The 20,886-nt window shown below is 59.2% G+C and carries 15 protein-coding genes; 7 read left to right on the plus strand and 8 right to left on the minus strand.

The features are described 5' to 3' along the window. The first annotated feature begins 3 nt into the window (after positions 1-3). The 6 genes from LC354_RS07925 to LC354_RS07950 are packed head-to-tail and all read left to right on the plus strand — an operon-like array spanning position 4 to position 11,737. A complete protein-coding gene (locus LC354_RS07925) occupies positions 4-366 on the plus strand; it encodes a GPW/gp25 family protein (RefSeq protein WP_223422705.1) in 363 nt (120 codons plus the stop codon). Further along, a complete protein-coding gene (locus LC354_RS07930; protein WP_223422707.1) occupies positions 363-2,891 on the plus strand; it encodes a putative baseplate assembly protein in 2,529 nt (842 codons plus the stop codon). The genes LC354_RS07925 and LC354_RS07930 overlap by 4 nt, the downstream gene beginning before the upstream one ends. Continuing rightward, a complete protein-coding gene (locus tag LC354_RS07935) occupies positions 2,888-5,653 on the plus strand; it encodes a baseplate J/gp47 family protein (RefSeq protein WP_223422708.1) in 2,766 nt (921 codons plus the stop codon). Before LC354_RS07930 ends, LC354_RS07935 begins: the two co-directional genes overlap by 4 nt. After that, a complete protein-coding gene (locus tag LC354_RS07940) occupies positions 5,650-7,797 on the plus strand; it encodes a hypothetical protein (RefSeq protein WP_223422710.1) in 2,148 nt (715 codons plus the stop codon). Before LC354_RS07935 ends, LC354_RS07940 begins: the two co-directional genes overlap by 4 nt. A 19-nt stretch (positions 7,798-7,816) precedes the next feature. Beyond that, on the plus strand, positions 7,817-11,176 hold the full coding sequence (locus LC354_RS07945) for a DUF6519 domain-containing protein (protein ID WP_223422712.1): 3,360 nt from the start codon (positions 7,817-7,819) through the stop codon (positions 11,174-11,176). 15 nt (positions 11,177-11,191) lie between these two features. Then, the gene (locus LC354_RS07950) at positions 11,192-11,737 is read left to right on the plus strand and encodes a hypothetical protein (RefSeq protein ID WP_223422714.1); all 546 of its coding nucleotides are present in this window, start codon (positions 11,192-11,194) and stop codon (positions 11,735-11,737) included. 13 nt (positions 11,738-11,750) lie between these two features. Here LC354_RS07950 and LC354_RS07955 read toward each other — a convergent pair whose 3' ends face one another. The 8 genes from LC354_RS07955 to LC354_RS07990 all read right to left on the minus strand — a co-directional run bounded on the left by LC354_RS07955 (position 11,751) and on the right by LC354_RS07990 (position 19,297). Beyond that, positions 11,751-12,518, minus strand: coding sequence for a CDP-alcohol phosphatidyltransferase family protein (locus tag LC354_RS07955; protein WP_223422716.1), 768 nt, complete (start codon positions 12,516-12,518; stop codon positions 11,751-11,753). Next, positions 12,515-13,207, minus strand: coding sequence for a phosphatidylserine decarboxylase (locus LC354_RS07960; protein WP_223422718.1), 693 nt, complete (start codon positions 13,205-13,207; stop codon positions 12,515-12,517). Before LC354_RS07960 ends, LC354_RS07955 begins: the two co-directional genes overlap by 4 nt. Positions 13,208-13,337: 130 nt before the next feature. Then, complete coding sequence (locus LC354_RS07965) at positions 13,338-13,730, minus strand: Na+/H+ antiporter subunit G (protein WP_223422720.1); 393 nt, start codon at positions 13,728-13,730, stop codon at positions 13,338-13,340. Beyond that, on the minus strand, positions 13,727-14,014 hold the full coding sequence (locus LC354_RS07970; protein WP_223422722.1) for a K+/H+ antiporter subunit F: 288 nt from the start codon (positions 14,012-14,014) through the stop codon (positions 13,727-13,729). The genes LC354_RS07965 and LC354_RS07970 overlap by 4 nt, the downstream gene beginning before the upstream one ends. Further along, positions 14,011-14,511 carry a Na+/H+ antiporter subunit E gene (locus tag LC354_RS07975; RefSeq protein WP_223422723.1) on the minus strand — a complete coding sequence of 167 codons (501 nt, stop codon included), beginning with the start codon at positions 14,509-14,511 and terminating at the stop codon, positions 14,011-14,013. The genes LC354_RS07970 and LC354_RS07975 overlap by 4 nt, the downstream gene beginning before the upstream one ends. A gap of 1 nt (position 14,512) precedes the next feature. Beyond that, positions 14,513-16,063, minus strand: a complete 1,551-nt coding sequence (locus tag LC354_RS07980) for a monovalent cation/H+ antiporter subunit D (protein ID WP_223422725.1) — start codon at positions 16,061-16,063, stop codon at positions 14,513-14,515. Beyond that, positions 16,060-16,416: a Na+/H+ antiporter subunit C gene (locus LC354_RS07985; protein ID WP_223422727.1), complete on the minus strand. Its 357-nt coding sequence runs from the start codon at positions 16,414-16,416 to the stop codon at positions 16,060-16,062. The genes LC354_RS07980 and LC354_RS07985 overlap by 4 nt, the downstream gene beginning before the upstream one ends. Before the next feature lies 1 nt (position 16,417). Further along, complete coding sequence (locus LC354_RS07990) at positions 16,418-19,297, minus strand: monovalent cation/H+ antiporter subunit A (protein ID WP_223422729.1); 2,880 nt, start codon at positions 19,295-19,297, stop codon at positions 16,418-16,420. A 487-nt stretch (positions 19,298-19,784) separates the two neighbouring features. On the opposite strand from LC354_RS07990, the gene LC354_RS07995 reads away from it, so the two are divergent. Further along, positions 19,785-20,822 carry a LacI family DNA-binding transcriptional regulator gene (locus LC354_RS07995; RefSeq protein WP_223422731.1) on the plus strand — a complete coding sequence of 346 codons (1,038 nt, stop codon included), beginning with the start codon at positions 19,785-19,787 and terminating at the stop codon, positions 20,820-20,822. Positions 20,823-20,886 lie beyond the last annotated feature (64 nt).

Genomic DNA, 20,886 nt, shown 5'->3' on the forward strand with positions numbered 1-20,886 from the left:
ATAATGCAACTTGATTTCCCATATCACTTTGACGGCCGCGACCGCACCTCCGAAACCTCGGAGACCGATCACATCCGCGACTTGATCGAACAGATCCTGTTCACCAATCCCGGCGAACGGGTGAACCGCCCGGATTTTGGCGCTGGCATCTATCAGTTGTTGTTTGCGCCCCTCAGTGTCGAACAGGTGGCCACCACCGAATTCGCAATCCGCGGCGCGCTGCAACAATACCTCGGCCAGCGCATCGAGGTGCAGGAGGTCACAGCCCAGCCGCAGGATGCCGCCATCTACATCAAGATCAGCTACCGGATTCTACGCTCTGGCGCACTCAATTCCGCAAGCTTCAGATTGGGAGATGCCGCATGATTTATCAATGTTGTGATCCCCGGCGGCGCGAACGCATCCTGACCGAGATGGCAGGCGGCATGGATATCAACGGCATCGATTTCATCGAGGTGCTGGACAGCGAAGCACCTGCCGACACACCTGCCCAGCGCACCTTGCTGTTGCGATTTCTGGGTGATGCTCCAGCGCTGACGCTCGACAATATCGAATTGACGGGCGGCGCGCGGATCACGGATGTGACCATTGAATGGATTATCCCGGCGAATGCCCCCGACCCGACATTGGCAGAACCCGGTTTGGTGCTGTGGCTTGGCAACCTGCCCGATCCGGAACAGGTGCTGGTGTTGCGCAGTTCGTCTTGGGGCGACTACGCCAGCTATACGTTGCGGCTGGTGGCCTCGGCCGGAGCATTGTCGCCCCCGGTTGGCATCGACCGCGTCCTGTCGGAAATCGACTTTTCCTTCAAAATCGAGTGCGCCTCGGATTTCGACTGCGCGCCCGTTCAATCCTGCCCCGAAGAACAGCCGGAACAACCTTCGATCTCCTATCTTGCCAAAGACTACCAGAGTTTCCGCCGCCTGATGCTGGGCCGCATGGCGCAGATCATGCCCGACTGGCGCGAACGCTCGCCCGCAGATCTGGGTGTCACATTGGTCGAAGCGCTCGCCTTCACGGCGGACCGCCTGTCCTATGCACAAGACGCCGTCGCGACGGAATCCTATCTTGCAACGGCACGCCGCCGATCTTCCGTCCGTCGTCATGCACGGCTGGTGGACTATCACATGCACGATGGGGCAAACGCCCGCGCCTGGGTACATCTGGACACCACCGCAGACGGCGTCACGGTTCCAATGGGCTCGCAGTTTCTGACCCGCCTGACGGGGTTCGATCCCGCGCTGACGGATCCAAACGATGTGCGTGATGCGCTGAATTTATCGCCGCTGGTGTTTGAAGCCCTCGAAGCAAAGACCCTGTTCATCGCGCAGAACAGCATCCCATTCTATGAGTGGTCCGATGCCGAATGCTGTCTGCCCAAAGGCGCAACCCGCGCCACACTTGGTGGAAACCTCACCTCGCTTTCCGTCGGCGACGTTCTGGTGTTCGAAGAACGGCTTGGCCCGCGCACAGGCCGCGCGGCGGATGCAGACCCCAACATCCGGCACGCAGTCCGGCTGACGGCGGTTCAGGCCGGGTTGACCGACACGCTGGAAGGGGCCGATATTACCGAGATCCGCTGGGCCGAAGAAGACGCCCTGCCCTTTTCGATTTGCATCTCGTCCGAGCGGGATGAGACCGTGGGCGGTGGCCTGCAACGCGACGTATCACATGCTTTGGGCAACATCCTGTTGGCGGATCACGGGATGACGATCCGGGATGAAAATCTGGGCACGGTACCTGCCCCGCATCTGCAACTGGTGCCGGATGGAAGTGCTGCCGCCTGCGACCGTCCAGAGCCGCGCACCGTGCCACCCCGGTTCCGCCCGAAGCTGGCCGAAGGGCCCGTGTCGATGATCGCGGAATACGATGCCGAGGCGCCGCCTGCATCCGCCTATGCGACCATGCGTATTTCGCTGATGGCAAGACGACCCAAAGTCGATTTGCTCTCGGGTGTCGCCCCCGCGCAGGACCCGTGGAGTGCGCAATCCGACCTGCTGCAATCCATGCCCGAAAGCACCCATTTTGTTGTCGAAACCGAAGCGGACGGGATCGCGCAGCTGCGCTTTGGCGATGATCAGAATGGCCGCCGTCCGATCTCGGGGCATCCTTTCATTGCATCTTACCGGGTGGGCAACGGGCGGAGGGGCAACGTGGGCGCAGACGCCATTGCGCATGCCATTACAGGCATTTCGCAAGTCTCGGCGGTACGCAATCCGTTGCCTGCGACCGGCGGCACGGACCCGGAAGGGATGGAGGTCGTGCGGCAGGCCGCACCCCATGCCCATCGTCGACAGGAACGGGCCGTCACACCGCAGGACTATGCGGACATGGCCCAGCGTCACCCCGATGTGCAACGCGCGGCGGCAACCTTTCGCTGGAATGGACACGGGCACACTGTCTTTGTCACCGTTGACCGCTTTGGCAATCGCCCCGTGACCCCCGAATTCGAAGACGAGCTGCGCGAAGATCTCACAACCGTGCGCATGGCAGGCTACGATCTGGAAATCGACGCGCCGCGTTTTGTTCCGTTGGAAATCGGGCTTTTTGTCTGTGCTCACCCGGATCACTTCCGATCTCAGGTGCGGCTCGATGTATTGCGCGCTCTGTCGGCGGTACGAAACCCCGATGGCTCCTCCGGGTTCTTTCACCCTGACAATCTCACCTTCGCGACACCTGTCTATCTGTCGGCGCTTTACGTCGAGGTTATGGCCATCGAAGGCGTGGCTTCGGTCGAGGCGAAACGGTTTCGCAGACGAGGAACGACACGCCTCGGCCCCCTCAGAGACGGCTTGTTGACCTTCAGGCGGTTGGAGATCGCGCAGCTTGAGAACGATCCGAACTTTCCTGAACGCGGGTCGCTCGAAATACATATGGGAGGTGGCAAATGAGCAATGGACCCATTCGCATCGGCCACCCCGATCCCGGCCAAGCGCCTGACACCTGTGGGTGCTGCGAGGGCACAGCGCTGGCGACGCTGCAACCGACGGATAACCGGCCCAACCTGTCGGCGATTGCCTTTCGCGTCGGCGATCACGCCCGGTTCAAGGCGTCGATGCTCACCAGTCTGGCGTCCTCCGCCTATCCCGCTCTTGGGCGGTTGCGCACACGCGAGGACGACGATTTTTCCGTTGCTCTGATCGACGCCTGGGCGGCCACCTGTGACGTGCTGACATTCTATCAGGAACGCTATGCCAACGAAGCCTATATGGGCACCGCCACCGAACGCCTGTCTGTCGGAGAGTTGTCGCGGCTGATCGGGTACCGCCTGCATCCCGGTGCTGCGGCGGAAACAGACCTTGTCATTTTGATGGAAGACCCGCCAAGTGCCGCGCCGGACGTGGCCAACCTCACTGTGCCGGAGGGTACCCGCGTGCAATCCCAGCCCGGCCCGGAGGAAGACGCGCAGGTCTTCGAAACCATCGAAACTCTGCAAGCGCAGGTCGCCTGGAATGCCCTGAAACCCAGGCAAGCGCGTCCGATACTGCCCGCTAATGGTGACAGTTTTGCGTGGCTCACCGGGACGCCCGCCTTGCAAGTCGGTGATCTGATCCTGTTCGTCAGTCGCGAACGCTGGGACAGCGACTTTGCAGGCAGCGACGATGACAGCATGCTGTGGGACAGCCGACGCATTACCGCCGTGTCACCGCATGCCGACGGCACCCGCACCCTGATCCGGTGGAACGCGCCGCTCGACAGTGTGGACAGCGGAGCAAACGGACCCACGGCAGGTCTGAAACTGTTCCACCTGCGTGACCGGGTATCCCTGTTTGGCTTCAACGCGCCACATCCTCTGGTTCTGAGCGAGGATCAGCGCGAGAATTTCGGCTTTGATGATAGCAGCGGCATCGATATGTCCGATTGGACGTTCAGCTTTCCGGGCGATCCGGCGGTGCACCTTGATAACGTCTACAAGAGCTTTGTTGCGGGAAGCTGGATGGTGCTGGAATCGCCCAATGGCGTGACACAACCCTTCCGCATTCAGGATACGCGGGACGAGGCGGTGGCGGATTATGCCATCAGCGGCAAGGCGCTGCGGCTTGATCTGGACACCAACGGCAGCAATCTGGCCCTGATGCTGAGCGTCTATCGCGGGATCTCTGCCTATGGCGGCAGTCAGGAGCTTTCCATTTCCGACAAGCCGCTTGTCAATTGGGTGGCTGGAAACGCGATTGAACTCGGTGCCCGCGCAGATGGCCTGCCCAAGGGCCGCAAACTGATACTTCGCGGACCAAGGCCATACTTGCAGGTCACCGCGCAGATCATTTCGATCACTGCCGATGATGGGGCAATCCGTGCTGTCCTTCGCGGAGAGATCGTGACGTTGATGGCAGAACCGCAACCAGACGGGAGCAATTACATCTTCCGGATAAGTGATGAAACGGGTTTCGTTGGGACCACAGTCGCACCGCAAACCGCCTTTGAACCGGTTCCCGCTCCAAAGGCGGCCGAAGAAATCGTCGAAACAGCCATTCTGGAGCAGGTGTTCGCACTGGGCCCGGCCCATTCTCAACTCGTATTGACGGCCCCTCTGAACGCCGCCTTTGACCGGAGCAGGCTGACCATCCACGCAAATGTCGCCCGCGCCGCCCACGGGGAGGGAGTCACCGAAATTCTGGGCCATGGCGATCCGTCGCAACCGTTCCAGAAGTTCCTGCTGAAACAAGCGCCCGTCACACATCGTCTTGCCACCACTGAAAGCGGGGTCGCCTCGACGCTTTCGGTACGTGTGGACGGCGTCGAGTGGGAAGAAGTACCCGACCTGTATCAACGCGGCCCAACAGAACGCGTGTTCAAGACGGCGCTGACCGATGCAGGCGAAACAGTGGTCACATTCGGCGACGGGATTTCCGGGGCCCGCCCCGGCGCAGGGCGCGACAATATCGTTGCGGAGCATTCGCGTGGCCTTGGCGCGGCAGGCAATTTGCGACCGGGGCAGTTGAAACTCTTGCTCGACCGCCCGCTCGGCATGAAAGACGTAGACAACCCAATACCGGCAACGGGTGGCGCCGATCCGGTCAGTGCCAGTGATGCGCGTCGCAATGCGCCGATCTACACCCTCACACTTGGCCGCGTCGTGTCATTGACCGATTACCGCGATTTCGCGCTCGGCTATCCCGGCATCGCCAAGGCAGAGGCGCGCTGGGTCTGGCAAGGCGAAACGCGACGCATTGTCGTGACCGTGGCAGGCCACAATGGCGCAACCGTTCCCCCGGGTTCGACGACGCACACACGCCTGCTTGGCGCGTTCCGCGAACTCGGCGATCCTTTGGTCGCGGTTGACCTGTTGTCGTACCAACCTGCAACGTTCAAACTTGGTCTTCGGGTACTGGTGGATGGGGCCTATGAGACCGACACCGTGCTCGCGGCAACGGAAGCGCATTTGCGTACCGCCTTTACCTTTGAGGCGCGCGACTTTGGCCAAGTGCTAAGCCTGTCGGCAGTCGCGGCATCGGCGCACCGGGTCGACGGCGTCAAGGCCGTGGACATTGACCGGTTCTCGCGCAGCACTGCGCCGCAGACCAACCCGTTCATCACCTATGCCCGACTGATCTCGCAAACCGGACGGCTGGGCTCAGACGGCACCTTGCTGCCTGCTGAAATCCTGACGCTCGATCCAGGCCCCCTCGCCAAACTGGAGGTGATGGCATGAACCGGATTACCCCGAAGAACCTATATCAATTACTGCCCGCCGTGCACCGTTTGCGCGATGCAGATGAGGGCGGGCCGCTTGAAGCACTGGTCGCCGTCCTTGCCCGCGAAGGGGCGGTGGTCGAGGAGAATATCGAACAGTTGTTCGACAACCTCTTTATCGAAACCTGCGAGGATTGGGCCGCGCCCTATATCGGCTGCACCATCGGTTACCGGGCGCTCTATCAGATCGAGGGCACGGACGTCGGGAACCGCGCCGAGGTGGCCAACACCATTGGGTATCGCCGCCGCAAAGGCACAGCCGCCGTTCTCGAAGCCCTGGCCCGCGATGTTACCGGCTGGCCTGCCCATGTGGTCGAATTCTTTCAGACGACCGCAACCTGCCAACACACGAACCACATTCGCGCTGACCATCACGCATGTCCCGATCTGCGCAATCCGCTCGCACTTGAGCCTTTGGGACGCGCCTTTGATCGGGTGTCGCACACAGTTGATGTCCGTTCGATCCAGCAATCAACAGCGCGCCAGAGCATCGGCGGCAAACACAACTTCTCGAACATCGGCCTGTTCCTCTGGCGGTTGATCCCGATGGACCACGTGCGGATGCCCGCAACGCGCGTGGACGCGCGGCGCTTTTTGTTCGACCCGCTGGGCGCGCCCCGACAGTTGGTTAACCTGCCCCAACCAGAGGCGACAATCACGTCGATCTCACGCCCCGAACATGTACCCGGTGATATCACCCGCCGGGCGCTGGATGCAGCACCCGCACTTTGGTACGGACCGGAACGTGCCTTTGAAATCTTCGTCGACGACGTGGCGGTACCGGTGACGCAGATTGTGGCCTGTGACCTGTCCGATGAAGGAGCAGGCTGGAATCACGCACCACACCCTGCCGGGGCCTTGCCCCTTGTACGCGTTGACACGGAACTGGGCCGGATTTCTTTCCCCGGGGATCAGGGCGGCGAATTACGAACCAGCTTCCGTGTCGGCTTTCCTGCAAGAATCGGCGGCGGGCAGTACAATCGCGCAGCCACGCTGACCCGCGACCCCGGTCAGATACTGATCCAATGCCCAACGCTCGATCATCCCACGATCCAGGATGCCATTGAGGATGTGACCCCCACGGGCGGCATCGTCGAGATCATCAACTCGGATGTATATGAGCAGGCAGTCACAATTGACGCTGCGGCGGATACCGAGGTCATTCTACGCGCCCAAAACGGGCAGCGCCCAATCCTTCGCCCGCCAGCGACCGTGGTGATTGCGGGCGGGGAAAATGCACGGATTACGCTGGATGGCGTGGTCGTGGATGGTCAGGATGTTTCGATTGCGCCAAATGCCACCGGAGACAGCCCGAAATCCGTGACGCTGCGCCATGTCATGCTTATCCCCGGACGTTCATTCACACCTGCAGGCGACCCTGCTGCGCCGGGCGCTGTGTCGCTGTCCGTTTCGACAACGGGCGTCGAGCTTGAGGTCGACCGGTCGATCATCGGCCCGATCCGGATGACGCAAACCACGAATGCGACGATCCGTGACAGCATTGTGGATGCCGCTGCGCTGAACGCGCGCCAAACTGCGCAGGGCCTCGCGATTTCTGGCCCCGCCGGCGCGGACGATCCTGCCGGTGCGCTCACAATCATCGCCTCGACAGTGCTGGGCCAGATCACAGCGCGCGCCTTCCCGCTGGTGTCCGACAGCATTCTGCACGCCCGCGCGCCCGCAGGCGAAGCGCCGATCCGTGCCCGGCGTCGGCAGGACGGCTGCATGCGTTTCAGCTTTGTGCCAGACGGGTCTCTCACCCCGCGTCGGTATCGGTGTCAGCCGCAGCTGGCGATTGATCAATCCGTCGCCGCCACCGAGGCCGAACAAGGCAGTCCTGTCACCCAAGCTCAACGTCGTCTGATCGCCACGCGCGTCATACGCTCGATGCGACCGGGCTTTGTCGCGCAATCGGCAGCGCACCCCGCCTATGTTCAGCTTCGCCCCGCCACACCGCCGGAGATCCGGTCTGGCGCCTCGGACGAAGGTGAAATGGGCGCCTACCACCTGCTTGCCGCGCCGCAGCGCGAGGCCAACCTACGTATCCGTATAGAAGAATACCTGCGCTTCGGTCTTGAGGCCGGTGTTTTCTATGAAACCTGATGATTGAAGGAGCAATCCCATGAGTGGTGACTACAGCAAAGACAGCTTCGACGCCTTGCGGGACTACGCCGGTGTTTTCCTTCAACAGGGACGGCCCGTCCTGGACAGCGACTGGAACGAAATGGTTGCAATCTTCGAACGGCGGATGCGCGCAGGAACGGTGGATACAATCGGTTGCGCGGTCGTGCCGCGTGAAACACCACGCGGTTTCGATATCCGGTTCGGGGCTGGCGGGATCGAGGTCGGCGAAGGCCACTTTTATCTGGACGGCGTTCTGTATCAGAACCACGGGCGGGCGAATTTCTTCGGAAATGATGCCGCGTCGCCAAACCCTGTCTTTGACCGGGCGCGCCCGGCAACAGAGGCCGGTGTGCCCGACCCCGAAGGCGTGCTGGACGAAATGATCGCGCGCCCCTCCGGCGACTATATCGCCTACAATGCGCAACCTTACTGGCCAACACCCGCGCCGATGCCGGATGCCGGAACACATCTGGCCTATCTGGTAGGCTGGCAACGGGATGTCACGCCGATACAGGCCCCCGATTTGCTGGACCCGGCCCTTGGCGGAGTTGACACGACGACACGCCAGCAGTCAGTCTGGCAGGTCCGCATCCTGCCCAATGTCGGGACGACAGCCACCTGTTCAACACCGGACGATGACCTGATCGGCTGGACCGAAACCACGGCTCCTTCCACGGCCCGGCTGACCACCGACACCATCGATGTCGAAGAACCCGAAGACCCCTGCCTTGTCCCGCCAACCGAAGGGTACACCGGGCTGGAAAATCAATTCTACCGCGTTGAAATCCACGCACGGCACAATAATGACGGGAGTGGGGACGCACCCGGCCAGGGTGACTGGGGGTTCAAGTTCAGCCGCGAAAACGCATCGGTCCAGTCCTCCATCGAGGCAATTGCAGCCGACAGCGAAAGCGTGACGGTGGGCCGCATTGGTCGCGATGAAGTCTTGCGGTTTGCGCCCGGTGACTGGGTTGAGGTCACCGACGACCTCCGGGAATTCAATCACCGCTCGGGCCAGATGCTGCGGGTTGCAGATGTCGACCCGGAAACCCGCGAAATCGAATTCGAAGGCCCCATCGAGGCCGACCTGATCCCTTCCGGTGCAGCGGATGACACGCTGGCATCCCGTCATACCCGCCTGATCCGCTGGGATCAGCAAGGCGTCATCCGGCTGGCTGACGAAACGGTGTGGATCGATCTGGATGCCGATGGATCGGACGGGTTGATCCCGGTGCCCGCGGACGGGACGGCTGTCGTGCTCGAAAACGGCATCACGGTCTCTTTCGCCACGGCACCCGGGCCCGGAACCTATCGAGAGATCGACCACTGGCGGTTTTGGGCACGCACGGCTGGCACCCAAATCCAGATACTGCGGGACGCCCCGCCAGACGGTGTCCAACGACACTACGCACGGCTGGCAATCCTGACGCCCAATGGCATCAATGACTGTCGTACCTTCTGGCCCCCCTTGGTGACGGAAGGCGGTGAAGGCTGCGCCTGCACGGTTTGCGTCACAGCCGAGCTTCACAATTCGGGGCAGCTCACGATCAACGACGCAATCGCTCAGGTTGGCGATCTGGGTGGGACTGTCTGTCTGGAAGCTGGCTTCTATGCGCTGTCTCAACCCGTGCAGATCCGACAACGCAATGCGATCCGGCTTGTCGGGCAGGGGCTTGGGACAGTGCTGGGCTACCAGGGCGTCGGAGGTGCTGTTCAGGTTGAATCGTCAAACGATATCAAGCTGGAACGGTTTACGGTCATAGCCGAGCCCGGCAATTTGCCAACCAACGTACCGCCACCCGTGCACGGGGTGACAGGTGTGAATACAACCCTGTTTGCTTTGCGCCAGATCGGTGTGCTTGTCGCATCAGGAAATGCTTCTGATCGGTTTGATTTCGGCATCGCCATCGACGGGGTTCAGGTGGGCACCAAGATCGAAGAATGCATTTCAATTGCACCGCACGCGCTGGGGTCACGCTCCACTTACGGGCTCGATCAGGATGGCGATCTGCAATTTGTCGCGCTGGCCGAGGTCCGTGTTCTCGATTGCATTCTCTTCGGCGGACGTCTTGGCGTACTTTTCGACCGCGCGGCCATCAGCATCGCGGCGACGGTCCTGTCACGTAACCTTATCCTGTCGATTGGCAGCGGATTGCGCATCCGGATTGCCGAAATACCTGCGGCATCCTTGTCCATCGACGCTTCGACTATCTTCGCGGGCGAGACCGCGGCCCTGCTGTCCGCAGGCACCCTGCGCGTGCAAGACTGTGAACTCACCGGGGGCGAAGACGTAGGCGATGGGCTGGTTCTGGCCGCGCCGTTGGTCCCGAACCTGATCGGAGACGCGCAGATCATCGGGAACACGGTGTTTGGCGTTGCCGGAGCAGGCATCCGGATCTCTGGCGCGCATGATACGATGTTCATCAAGCGCAACATTATCCGGGACATCGGTCAGGCAGGCGTTTTGACGGATGCAGGCACGACGATCCGGCACCTGGCCGTTGACAACAATGCGATCGACCGGGTCGGCGTCACGGAAGGCGCGCAATTCGGTATTGGGATCGGCCTCACGGGCGTCGAGTCGGGTCAGGTTGTGGGAAACTCGGTCCGAAACGTCGGCGACGCCGGTTTCTCCGGTCAGATCTACGGCGGCATCGTCGTGCAGGCCGTGGGCAGCGTCGATATCAGTTCGAACGTGATTTCAGACATCGGCAGCGGCCAACCGGAAAGCAGAGCGATGGGTATTTTTGCCCGTCAACCGTTCCTCGGGATCAACATCAACGCAAATCGGATATTTGGAGCGCTAGAGGAAGGGGAAGGTACCGTCGACTGGCGTGCCATTATCATCGGTGACCCGACGCCAAATTTGCCCACAAGCGGCGATCTGGGCGTTGCGTCGGCGGGGTTCACGTCAGGCCTGCCGGGCAGGGCCGCAACGGCAGAAGTGTATTTCGCCGCTGAGGGACGCACATGGCGTGCCTCGGCGACGGACCTTGCGATTTTGTTGCCCTCAGTCGCATCGCAGATTACCGTAACCGCAAATCAGACCCGTGCGGCCAGGCTGTTGTCTGGCGCGATGATCAGCCTGTTTGATCCCGGCACACGCGGTATCACGTTTTCCAACAACCAGGTCGCTCTTGAGGCGCGTGGCGGGGTGTCGGAGATTGTCCTGCTGGGGGCACCGCGGGTTGCGGTATCGTCCAACACCGTTGTGCACACGACCGATCTTCTTTCGATGCGCATTGTTACCGGATCTGAGGGGGCCGCGACGCCTGTGGGCAATATCACGACGGGCCGTATCCTTGTCGAACCGGGTGGAATGCCTGCAGCCTTTGCCCCACTGAATGTCAGAACCTGACCGGAGGAAAAACCCATGCCGACAATGATCGGAAAACTCGGGCGTGAGAAATCAATCGCCACATTGGCCAAACGCATTTACGCCATCGAAGGACGCAATGCGGACCTGATGCAACGCAAGGCGGAAAAAGCGCTGCTTGCCGCCAATCCACGGCTTTCGAAAAAGGAAGGGTTTCGGACCGGTTCGGCCATCAAAGTACCCCGGATCACCGGCCTCAAGGTCAAGGGAGATGTCGAAGAGGCCAAGGCGGATGGCTCAGGTGTCGTGGCGGAGAGTAGTTTGCGCCTGCAATTGCTCGCCAGTCGTATCGAAGACGGATTTCGGACTTCGCTGGACCGACAGGAACAAGCGCTCGAGAAATTGGCGGACCGGCAATTCATCACGCAGGCCCTCAAGTCGCTGCCCGACAATCGCGAGGTGCTCAAGTCGGCAGCCGATCGCCTCAAAGAGCAAACGGTCAAGGATCAAGAGGCGGCGAAACGGTTTGAGACGGTGCTGAAGGAGGCCCAGGAAAGCCTGGCCGCGCTACAGGATTTAAGCAAAAGATTGCCCCGCCGGTAAACGGCCCGAAGCATCAATCCGGAGCGCGCGTATCCCGGTCTCTCAGTTCCTTGGCCTGTTTTGCCTGTGCGCGGTAGGAAAGCGGCAGCGAGATGAGATAGCAGATGTTTCCGGCGATCAAAGTGGGCCACGGATAGACCATCAAACAGACAATCAGCGAGACGAAGGCAACAATGGCCATAGGCAGATGGGACCGTTTGATCGACGCATGTTTGATCGAGAACGTGGGAACCGTACTGACGGCCAAAAGCCCCACACCGATAATATAGGCCGCCCGCAGCAGCGGAAGCTCCGTATTCTCCCAGCCATAAAGATGCATGAACACCGGCATAAGCGCGAGACACGCCAAGGCCGGGGCCGGCACGCCGACAAAAAAGTTGTCCTTGTTCAAGGCAACCTCTTCGCCCTTCGACGACAGGTTGAACCGCGCAAGCCGCAACGCGCAGCACACGGCCAGTACAAGCGTCGCAAGCCAGCCCAGATTTGCATATTCGGTACCCTGATACAGGGTGTGGTAGATCATGATCCCCGGCGCAATCCCGAAGTTGAAGAAGTCAGCCAGCGTATCAAGCTCGGCTCCGAATGGACTGGCGGTATCGAGAAACCGAGCAAGCTTTCCGTCCGCCGCGTCAAGGAACACAGCAAGCAGAATGAAATAGAGCCCTGCCTCGACATGTCCTTCCATACTCATCCGGACCGACGTCAAACCAGCGCAGATCGCAAATACGGTTACGACGCTGGGGATGATATGGCGCAGTTTGATACGGGCGGATTCGTTCATTCGGCGACACCGATGCGTTGTTTCTGGGGCGCTGCCAGATCCGCAAGGATGGTCTCGCCGGCCACGGCGGTCTGCCCGACAGCCACAAGCGGGGATACGCCCGCAGGCAGATAAATGTCCAACCGACTGCCAAAACGGATCAAGCCAAAGCGGTAGCCCGCACCCACAGGATCCCCCACTTTCACGAAACATACGATCCTTCGTGCCACCAACCCGGCGATCTGAACCACGCCGATGCGCGCGCCACTCGTCGTTTCGATGCTGAGACCATTGCGTTCATTATGCTCGCTTGCCTTGTCCAATGACGCGTTCACAAACTTGCCATGATGATAGACAATCTGGGTCACGGTGCCTGCAACGGGCGCGCGATTCACGTGGCAATTGAATACGTTCATAAAGACCGAAACGCGCGTCAGTGCCGCGTCACCCAGATCAAGATCAGCGGGCGGAACGACGTCTTCGATCAGCGAAACGATACCGTCTGCGGGCGAGATGACTAAATTCGGATCTTGCGGAATGATCCGCACCGGGTCGCGAAAGAAATAATAACACCAGACCGTCACCCCGCACCCCAGCCAGAACAGGGGCTCCCAGAGAAAGAACAGGCCAACGGAAATAGCGGCAAAGATCGCCACAAACTTCCGGCCTTCCTTGTGCATCGGGACGGCAACGATCTTGAGCATGTTCATCTATAGCGGTCTTTCACTCGGTCCAGCACTGCTGCACTAAGGCCAAAGACAGATAAACGCAATTCGCGAAAATTGGGCGCCGTGACAAATGACACTCAACCCAACGGTATTGCGTGCAGATGAAAATACCCTATGCCGACTTTGTATCCGGTTCCGGCAAATTGTCCTCCGGCACTTTGTACGTGGCCCAGGTTTCGTCGTTGACGGGGGGTGGCGGCGTTTCACAGGCTCGCTTGTGCATGTTCACCTTCGCAATGAAATTGGCCGAAATGGGTGCGGTGACAAACAAGAAGCTCATGATCAACAGTTCCTGGATCGACCAGCCTCCGCCATAGACCGAAGAGTATACCATCGAGGCCAAAAGAAACGCGCCAACGCCAATTGTACCGACCTTGGTCGGTGCGTGCAGCCGTGTCATTGAATCCTCAAATTTCAAAAGCCCGATCACCCCCACGAGCGAAAAAATCGACCCGATCAACAGGCACAATGCAACTATTATGATAGCGATGAATTCCAGGATCATTCGATGATATCCCCCCGTAGTACAAATCGCGCATAGGCAACGGTCGACACAAAGCCAAGCATGGCGATGATCAAGGAAACCTCGAAGTAGATCCGCGTTCCTTGCGCTACGCCCAGCAAGACAACCAAAGCGATCGCATTCACGACCATTGTATCAAGCGCGAGAATCCGGTCGCCCGTGCCCGGCCCTATCACCAGCCGGATCATCGACATGATTTGCGCAAGGATGACCACGACAAACGAAATAACGAGCGCTATGTTCATGAAGCCAAGGGCAAAGCTCATACGAAAATCTCCTTGAGGCGGCGTTCGTAACGATTTTTGATTTCATCCCGGACAGCATCCGGATCATCCGTATGCAACACATGAACCAACAGACTGTGCCCTTCGTCCGACAGATCCGCCGAGACCGTACCGGGCGTGAGCGTAATCGTTCCGGCCAGGACGGTGATTGCTTCGGGCTGGACGAGATCCAGTGGAATGGCAATCCATGCCGGTTTCAATTCGGAATTTGGGACGGTCAGCACGATCTTGGCGACTTCGATATTTGCAACCATGATGTCCCACAACACAACCATCGCGTAGGAGAACATGTGTCCCAGACGGATCGTTTGCGGCCTGTCCGGCCACCAGGCTGCCGTGATCTGGGGAATGATTATTCCCAGGATCACGCCGAACACCACCATCCCGGCAGAGACGTCGTTCTGCAACAGGGTCCAGACCACAACAAGCAGTAGAGTCAGCAGGGGGTGTGGCAAAAGCCAATTGAATGCCTTGGCCATGCTAGTGATCCTCCTTCTCATCATCGTACTCGCTCAATTTGCCCGGCGTGCCGACAACTGTTTCGATGTAAGGCTCCGGGGAGAAGAGCTGTGCGGATGTCGCAATCATATATCTATGCGCTTGCCCCGCAAACACAGTGTACACCACAAGCAGTGACAACAGGCCGGCCACCGCAACATAAGACAGCGTGGTTGGCATTTGCAAAGGCGCGTCATCCTCTGCGGGTTGCTCGCTTTGGGCCTTCCAGAACACGACGCTGCCCGCACGGGCAAATCCAACGATGATGAAAAGGCTGGACATCAGAATGATCGCCCATACCCACGCCATGTTCGCATTTTCATAGGCTGCACTCAGCACCATCAGCTTGCCGATAAACCCCGAAAGTGGCGGCAGACCGGCCATCGCAATGGCCGCGACAAAGAAAACAGCGGCTGTCAAAGCCGCGCCGGACACCGGAGCCTGCGCATTCAGAACAAGATTGGCGCGCCCTGTGCGCACAAGATCTACGATCAGGAACAGCGCGGCACCCGCCAGTGTCGAGTGCACGATATAGTACAGCGCCGCCGCAATGCTCTCCGGTGTGAACAGAGAGATGGCCACCATGACCATGCCCATGGACCCAATGACGGAAAACGCCACAAGCCTGTCCAGTTTGCGCGCCGCCAACACGCCGAAGGCCCCAACCAAGAGCGACAGCAAAGCGGCCCACAAAAGCCAATGCGACTGCAAGCCGTGCGTCACAGCAAGATCGGGCGGGAAGATCATCGTATAGACCCGTATGATCGCGTAGGCACCGACCTTTGTCATGATTGCAAAGAGGGCGGCCACGGGTCCGGGCGCTTCGGCATAGCTGGACGGCAACCAGAAATGCAGCGGCACCACAGCCGCCTTGATCGCGAACACCAGCAAAAGCAGAACGGCAGCGACCCGAATACCGACGGTAGCCGTTTCATCGATCAATTGAACCCGCTGCGCGAGATCCGCCATATTCAGTGTCCCGGTCTCGGCGTAGATCGCGCCCAGCGCAAACAGGAACAGGGTCGAGCCGATCAGGTTGAACAACACGTATTGAACCCCAGCCCTCAGACGCGCGTCGCCGCCCGAGTGGATCATCAATCCGTAGGATGCGATGAGCAGGACTTCGAAGAAGACGAACAGGTTGAACAGGTCACCCGTCAGGAAGGCGCCCATGATCCCCATCAACTGGAACTGATACAGCGCATGGAAATGCCGCCCGCGCGTATCCCAATCCGAACCAATCGCATAAAGAAGTACGAACAGGGCCAGGATCGATGTCAGCAAGACCATCAGCGTCGAGAGCCTGTCGCCGACAATCACAATTCCAAAGGGCGCCGCCCAATCCCCGAGCTGGTACAGTATGACGGTGCCATCAGAGGCCTGCCAGGCCAGACCCGCCGCAATCGCGATAATGGCCAGAACACCCACAACGGAAAACACCCGCTGAATGCCCAGATGGTAGCGTGCCGCGAGGATAATGAATGGGGCCATGATGGCCGGCAAAATGATGGGAGCGATGATCCAATGGGTCATTTCGGCTCCTCCTTGGCGGTATTAGACGTGTCCACCGGATCGTCCACATGGTCGTCATCCGACCCCAGATAGGCGCCAAGCGCGATCATCACCACCACGGCCGTCATCCCAAAGGAAATCACAATGGCCGTCAGCACCAATGCCTGCGGCAGGGGATCGGTATAGGTCGAGACACCATCCTGAAGGATCGGCGGCGCGCCGACCTGCAGTCGCCCCGACGCAAAGAGGAACACGTTGACGGCATAGGTCAGCAACGAAATTCCCAAGATTACAGGAAAGGTGCGCAAGCGAAGCAGCAAATATATCCCGGCAGCCGTCAACAGGCCGATGGCAGAAGCGACGAGGAATTCCATATCACACGCCCCCCTTCAAAGTGGCCTGACTGGGGTCATCACCATCATCCCGTGACGGGTCAATATCCATCGGGAAATCGGTATCCGGCACTTCCGACCGACGCGCCAGCCGCGAAAAGCTTTCCAGTGACAGCATCACAGCGCCCACAACGGCCAGAAAGACACCCAGATCGAACAGGGCGGCGGTGGCCAGCTCGAATTTTTCGAAGGGCGGGATGCGCACATAGGTAAAGTCCGATGTCAGGAAAGGTTTGCCCACAAACCACGAACCAATCCCGGTGAGCCCCGCAATCAAGACCCCCGCACCAATGATCCCATGATACGGATAGCGCAGTCGCGCCGAAGCCCAGTTCGAACCACTGGCCATGTACTGCATCACCACCGCGATCGACACGATCAGCCCCGCGATGAATCCGCCGCCCGGCTCGTTGTGCCCGCGCAGGAAAATATAGAAGCCGACCATCAGGGCCACAGGCATCAGGACGCGGGTCAGGACAACCATCATCATCGGGTGCATATCGCCCGACCGCGGCTGATCCGGTTCGCGGTTCAACAGACGCGCGCGCACGGGGCCGCCCAGAAGTGTTTCCGTCAACGCGTAGATCAAAAGCGCCGCGATCCCCAAAACGATGATTTCGCCATAGGTATCAAAGCCCCGCAGATCGACCAGGATCACGTTGACGACGTTCGTTCCGCCGCCGCCCTTGTAAGCATTTGCGAGGTGGTATTCGGAAATCGATGGGGCCACACTATCTCGCAACAGGTAATGCAACGAAAGACCCATAACGGCGAGGCCTGCAATCACGCCGATCCCTGCATCGCGTACGCGCAACAGAACGGAGCTTTCGACCGGTGTCTTGTTCGGAAGGAAGTTGAGCGCAAGCAACAGCAGGATGATCGTGACGACCTCGACGGTGATCTGGGTCATGGCAAGGTCGGGGGCACTGAAGTACACGAACCCGATCGATACCATCAAACCCACGATACCAATCAGGATCAGCGACAACAGCCGATTGCGATGCAGGAACACCAAGGCGCAGACTGCTGCGACAAGCATCACCCAGCCCCCCACCAAAACAGGTGTCACGGGCTGCATGCTGTACGTCGCCGCAGCCACTGTACCGGTGGCCCAGGCATAGTAACCGGCCCCGACAATCGTCAGCGCCGCGATGGCCGCATAGCGCGTGAACGACCCGTTATGCGATCCCTGAATGAGAACCTGCGTCAGCTTCACTGCACCCGCGATGATCGCGTCGAAAATCGTCTTGGCCTCGGGCCGGGGCAGTGAATCCCAGAACTTGAGGGCGGGGAGGTAAAACTTCAGCAGAACAAAACCACCAACAACCGCAACGATCGACATATAGAGGGCCGGAACGAAACCATGCCAGATCTTGAGGTAAGCGGTGGGCATTTCGGCCGCGTCGCCAATGACCGACGCCGTGACGAGGCGCACCAGCGGTTCCGCCAGAAACGGCGCAACACCAATCAGAACGACAAGGACCACAAGGAATGCGGGCGGCAGCCAAAGACCCGACGGCGGGTCATGCGGCTTGGCCGGGTAATCGTCTCGCTTTGGGCCAAGGAACACGTGGCTGATCAGGCGGAAGGAATAGGCCGCCGAAAACAGCGACCCGATGACGGCCAGCCCCGGCACAAGCCACCACGCTCCGAAGAGTACGGTATGTATCGTTTCTTCGAGCATCATTTCCTTGGACAAGAATCCGTTCAAAAACGGTATGCCCGCCATGGACAGAGCCGCGAGGCTGGCGATGACAAAGGTGATCGGCATCAAATGGCGCAAGCCACCCAACCTGCGGATGTCGCGCGTATGGGCTTCATGGTCTATGATGCCCGCAGACATAAAGAGGGCAGCCTTGAACGTGGCGTGGTTCAGTATGTGAAACACCGCCGCCATTGCACCGAATGCGGTGCCTGTACCTAAAAGCATCGTGATCAGTCCCAGATGGCTGACGGTGGAAAACGCCAACAGCGCCTTGAGATCATGCTTGAAGAGCGCGATGACCGCGCCAAGCACCATCGTGATCAAGCCGACAGTCGTCACAATCATGAACCATTCTGGTGTGCCGGACAGGACCGGCCACATGCGCGCCATCAGGAAAATGCCTGCCTTTACCATCGTCGCAGAGTGCAGGTAGGCAGATACGGGGGTCGGGGCCGCCATTGCATGCGGCAACCAGAAGTGAAACGGAAACTGCGCCGATTTTGTAAAACAGCCCATAAGGATCAGCAGCAAGGCGGGCAAATATAGAGGTGAGCTTTGGATCAATTCGCGGTTCTGCAATATGACGCTCAAATCGTAACTGCCCGCGATCTGGCCCAAAATCACCATCCCGGCAATCATCGCGAGGCCACCCATGCCGGTGACCGTCAAGGCCATCCGCGCGCCCTGTCGCCCTTCGGGCAGATGCTTCCAATAGCCGATCAGCAGGAAGGAAGACAGCGAGGTCAACTCCCAGAACACGAGCAAAAGCAGTATGTTATCACTCAGGACGATCCCGACCATCGCGCCCTGGAACAGAAGCAAATAGGTAAAGAATTCGCCCATATTGTCGTCACGCGACAGATAGAAACGGGCATAAGTGATGATCAACAAGCCGATGCCCAGGATCAAACAGGCAAAGAAAAAGCCAAGGCCATCCAGCATCAGCGTAAAGTTCAGCCCGATCGCCGGCAGCCAATCAACCCGCGCCATCACAAGATCGCCCGCCATAACCGCGGGCAAATTACTCAAGAGGCCGACCAGGGCCGCCAACGATACTGTGAATGTCACACCAGCACAGGCTTGTCTGCCAGCAGAGTTCATAAGGCCGGGCAGCAGCGCTCCCAAGAAAGGCAATGCAACGATCAAAAAGAGAGACACTGGAACTCCTGTGTTGGAAATCGGCGGCGGGCTTTGGAAACTTGGCTACAAATAGGGGCGCTTTGCAACCCTGACAGAGCCACGATGCGCTTTGTGACGAAAAAATTCAGGAAATTCACCGCAAAACTGCAATCCGTGCACGTACCAGTGGACTGATAGAGACGAGACAGGCGCGCAAATTCACATGCCACCAGCAGAGCGGGTGCTCGGCTAGCAGTTTCATGCGATCACTGAAAGCTCAGCCCATGGCAGGCCCGAGGTCAGAAAAAGTCTCAAAGGAGGCTTTGAGGCTGGATGTGTCGCGCCGCGCCGTCGCAGCGATGCTTTGAAGTATTACGGCATTCAACGCTGGCAGGTCGCGAGGCAAACACGCGATATCTTCCGATTACGTAAAAATTCTGACCTAGATATTTTCACGTGTAAAAATATGTCGACGCGTCGATCAGAACACGTATAGTGCGGGTAGGGTAACTCGAAGGAGTGCAGTTTGCCGAAGCCAAGAATTAACACGATGGAAGAGTTGTCGGCCGCGATAGGCGTTTCGCGGCCGACGCTTTCGCGATTTTTTCAGGACCCAACTTTGGTCAAAGCGAATACGGTCGCCCGTATAGAAAAGGGACTGGCGCAGGTGGAATATGTGCCAAACTTCTTTGCCACCCGGCTGAACCGCAAGTCGACCGGCATGATCGGCGTCATCATTCCCTACCTGAATGATTTGTTTTTTACCAAGCTGCTGGAATCGATCGAACGGACCGCGATGGATGCAGGGTTAACGGTCCTCACAAAGTGCTCGCATTCGGACCCTGTGATTGAAGCAAAAGCTTTGGAAGGCTTTATCGCGATGAACGTCGATGGTGCGCTTGTCGTACCGCTGGGCAATCAAAGCGACGTGCGCAGCTATGAAAGATTGCGGTCTCGCATACCATCCCTGCTCGTGGATTCGCGGCCCGACACGATGCTGGACGTCGACTATGTTGGCACCAACCACCAACAAAGCATGGGGCTCGCTGTTGAATACCTGTGCCGCGTCGGTGGCCCGCCGGTCTTTCTGGCGATGCCTCCGGTCAACTTCAACGCGCTTGGCAACGAACGAGCCTACATTTCCAAAATGGAAGAATTGGGCTTTGAGCCGCGTATCATCGGGCGCGAGCACCTCAATGATCAGGGACACTACGAGGCGCATGGCCACTCCGTGATGGATCAGGCGTTTTCAATCGGCGATCTGACGGACCAGTCAATCTTGTGTGCCAACGACAGGGTTGCCATCGGTGCGCTCAAGGCGGCATCCCAGCACGGACTGGAGCCCGGAGCCTTGCGCAAGGGCGGCCTGCGCATCATGGGCCATGACGATTACCCCCTGTGCCCCTACTTGACGCCAAGCCTGACCACCGTCGAACAAAACCTACAGGGAATCGGCAGTCGGGCGGTAAACTTGCTGGTCAATAAAATACACGGGGAAAAAAATTCAGGTGATCAGATCGTGGAATTGTTCGACGGAGCACTGCAAGTCCGTGAATCCGCGTAACAATTGCGTCCATACTGCGCTGCAGCAATTTATTTCTTAGAAATATGTTGACGGAAGGTAACAA

It is taken from the genome of Tateyamaria pelophila, from assembly GCF_019966495.1.
GTDB classification, from domain to species: domain Bacteria; phylum Pseudomonadota; class Alphaproteobacteria; order Rhodobacterales; family Rhodobacteraceae; genus Tateyamaria; species Tateyamaria pelophila.

What these genes read in the sequence shown, in the direction of transcription:
- LC354_RS07950 (WP_223422714.1), top strand. Translation starts at nt 11,192, where the DNA reads ATGCCGACAATGATCGGAAAACTCGGGCGTGAGAAATCAATCGCCACA.
- LC354_RS07925 (WP_223422705.1), top strand. Translation starts at nt 4, where the DNA reads ATGCAACTTGATTTCCCATATCACTTTGACGGCCGCGACCGCACCTCC.
- LC354_RS07940 (WP_223422710.1), top strand. Translation starts at nt 5,650, where the DNA reads ATGAACCGGATTACCCCGAAGAACCTATATCAATTACTGCCCGCCGTG.
- LC354_RS07975 (WP_223422723.1), bottom strand. Translation starts at nt 14,511, where the DNA reads ATGGCCAAGGCATTCAATTGGCTTTTGCCACACCCCCTGCTGACTCTA.
- LC354_RS07930 (WP_223422707.1), top strand. Translation starts at nt 363, where the DNA reads ATGATTTATCAATGTTGTGATCCCCGGCGGCGCGAACGCATCCTGACC.
- LC354_RS07935 (WP_223422708.1), top strand. Translation starts at nt 2,888, where the DNA reads ATGAGCAATGGACCCATTCGCATCGGCCACCCCGATCCCGGCCAAGCG.
- LC354_RS07970 (WP_223422722.1), bottom strand. Translation starts at nt 14,014, where the DNA reads ATGAGCTTTGCCCTTGGCTTCATGAACATAGCGCTCGTTATTTCGTTT.
- LC354_RS07955 (WP_223422716.1), bottom strand. Translation starts at nt 12,518, where the DNA reads ATGAACGAATCCGCCCGTATCAAACTGCGCCATATCATCCCCAGCGTC.
- LC354_RS07985 (WP_223422727.1), bottom strand. Translation starts at nt 16,416, where the DNA reads ATGGAATTCCTCGTCGCTTCTGCCATCGGCCTGTTGACGGCTGCCGGG.
- LC354_RS07965 (WP_223422720.1), bottom strand. Translation starts at nt 13,730, where the DNA reads ATGATCCTGGAATTCATCGCTATCATAATAGTTGCATTGTGCCTGTTG.
- LC354_RS07980 (WP_223422725.1), bottom strand. Translation starts at nt 16,063, where the DNA reads ATGACCCATTGGATCATCGCTCCCATCATTTTGCCGGCCATCATGGCC.
- LC354_RS07945 (WP_223422712.1), top strand. Translation starts at nt 7,817, where the DNA reads ATGAGTGGTGACTACAGCAAAGACAGCTTCGACGCCTTGCGGGACTAC.
- LC354_RS07960 (WP_223422718.1), bottom strand. Translation starts at nt 13,207, where the DNA reads ATGAACATGCTCAAGATCGTTGCCGTCCCGATGCACAAGGAAGGCCGG.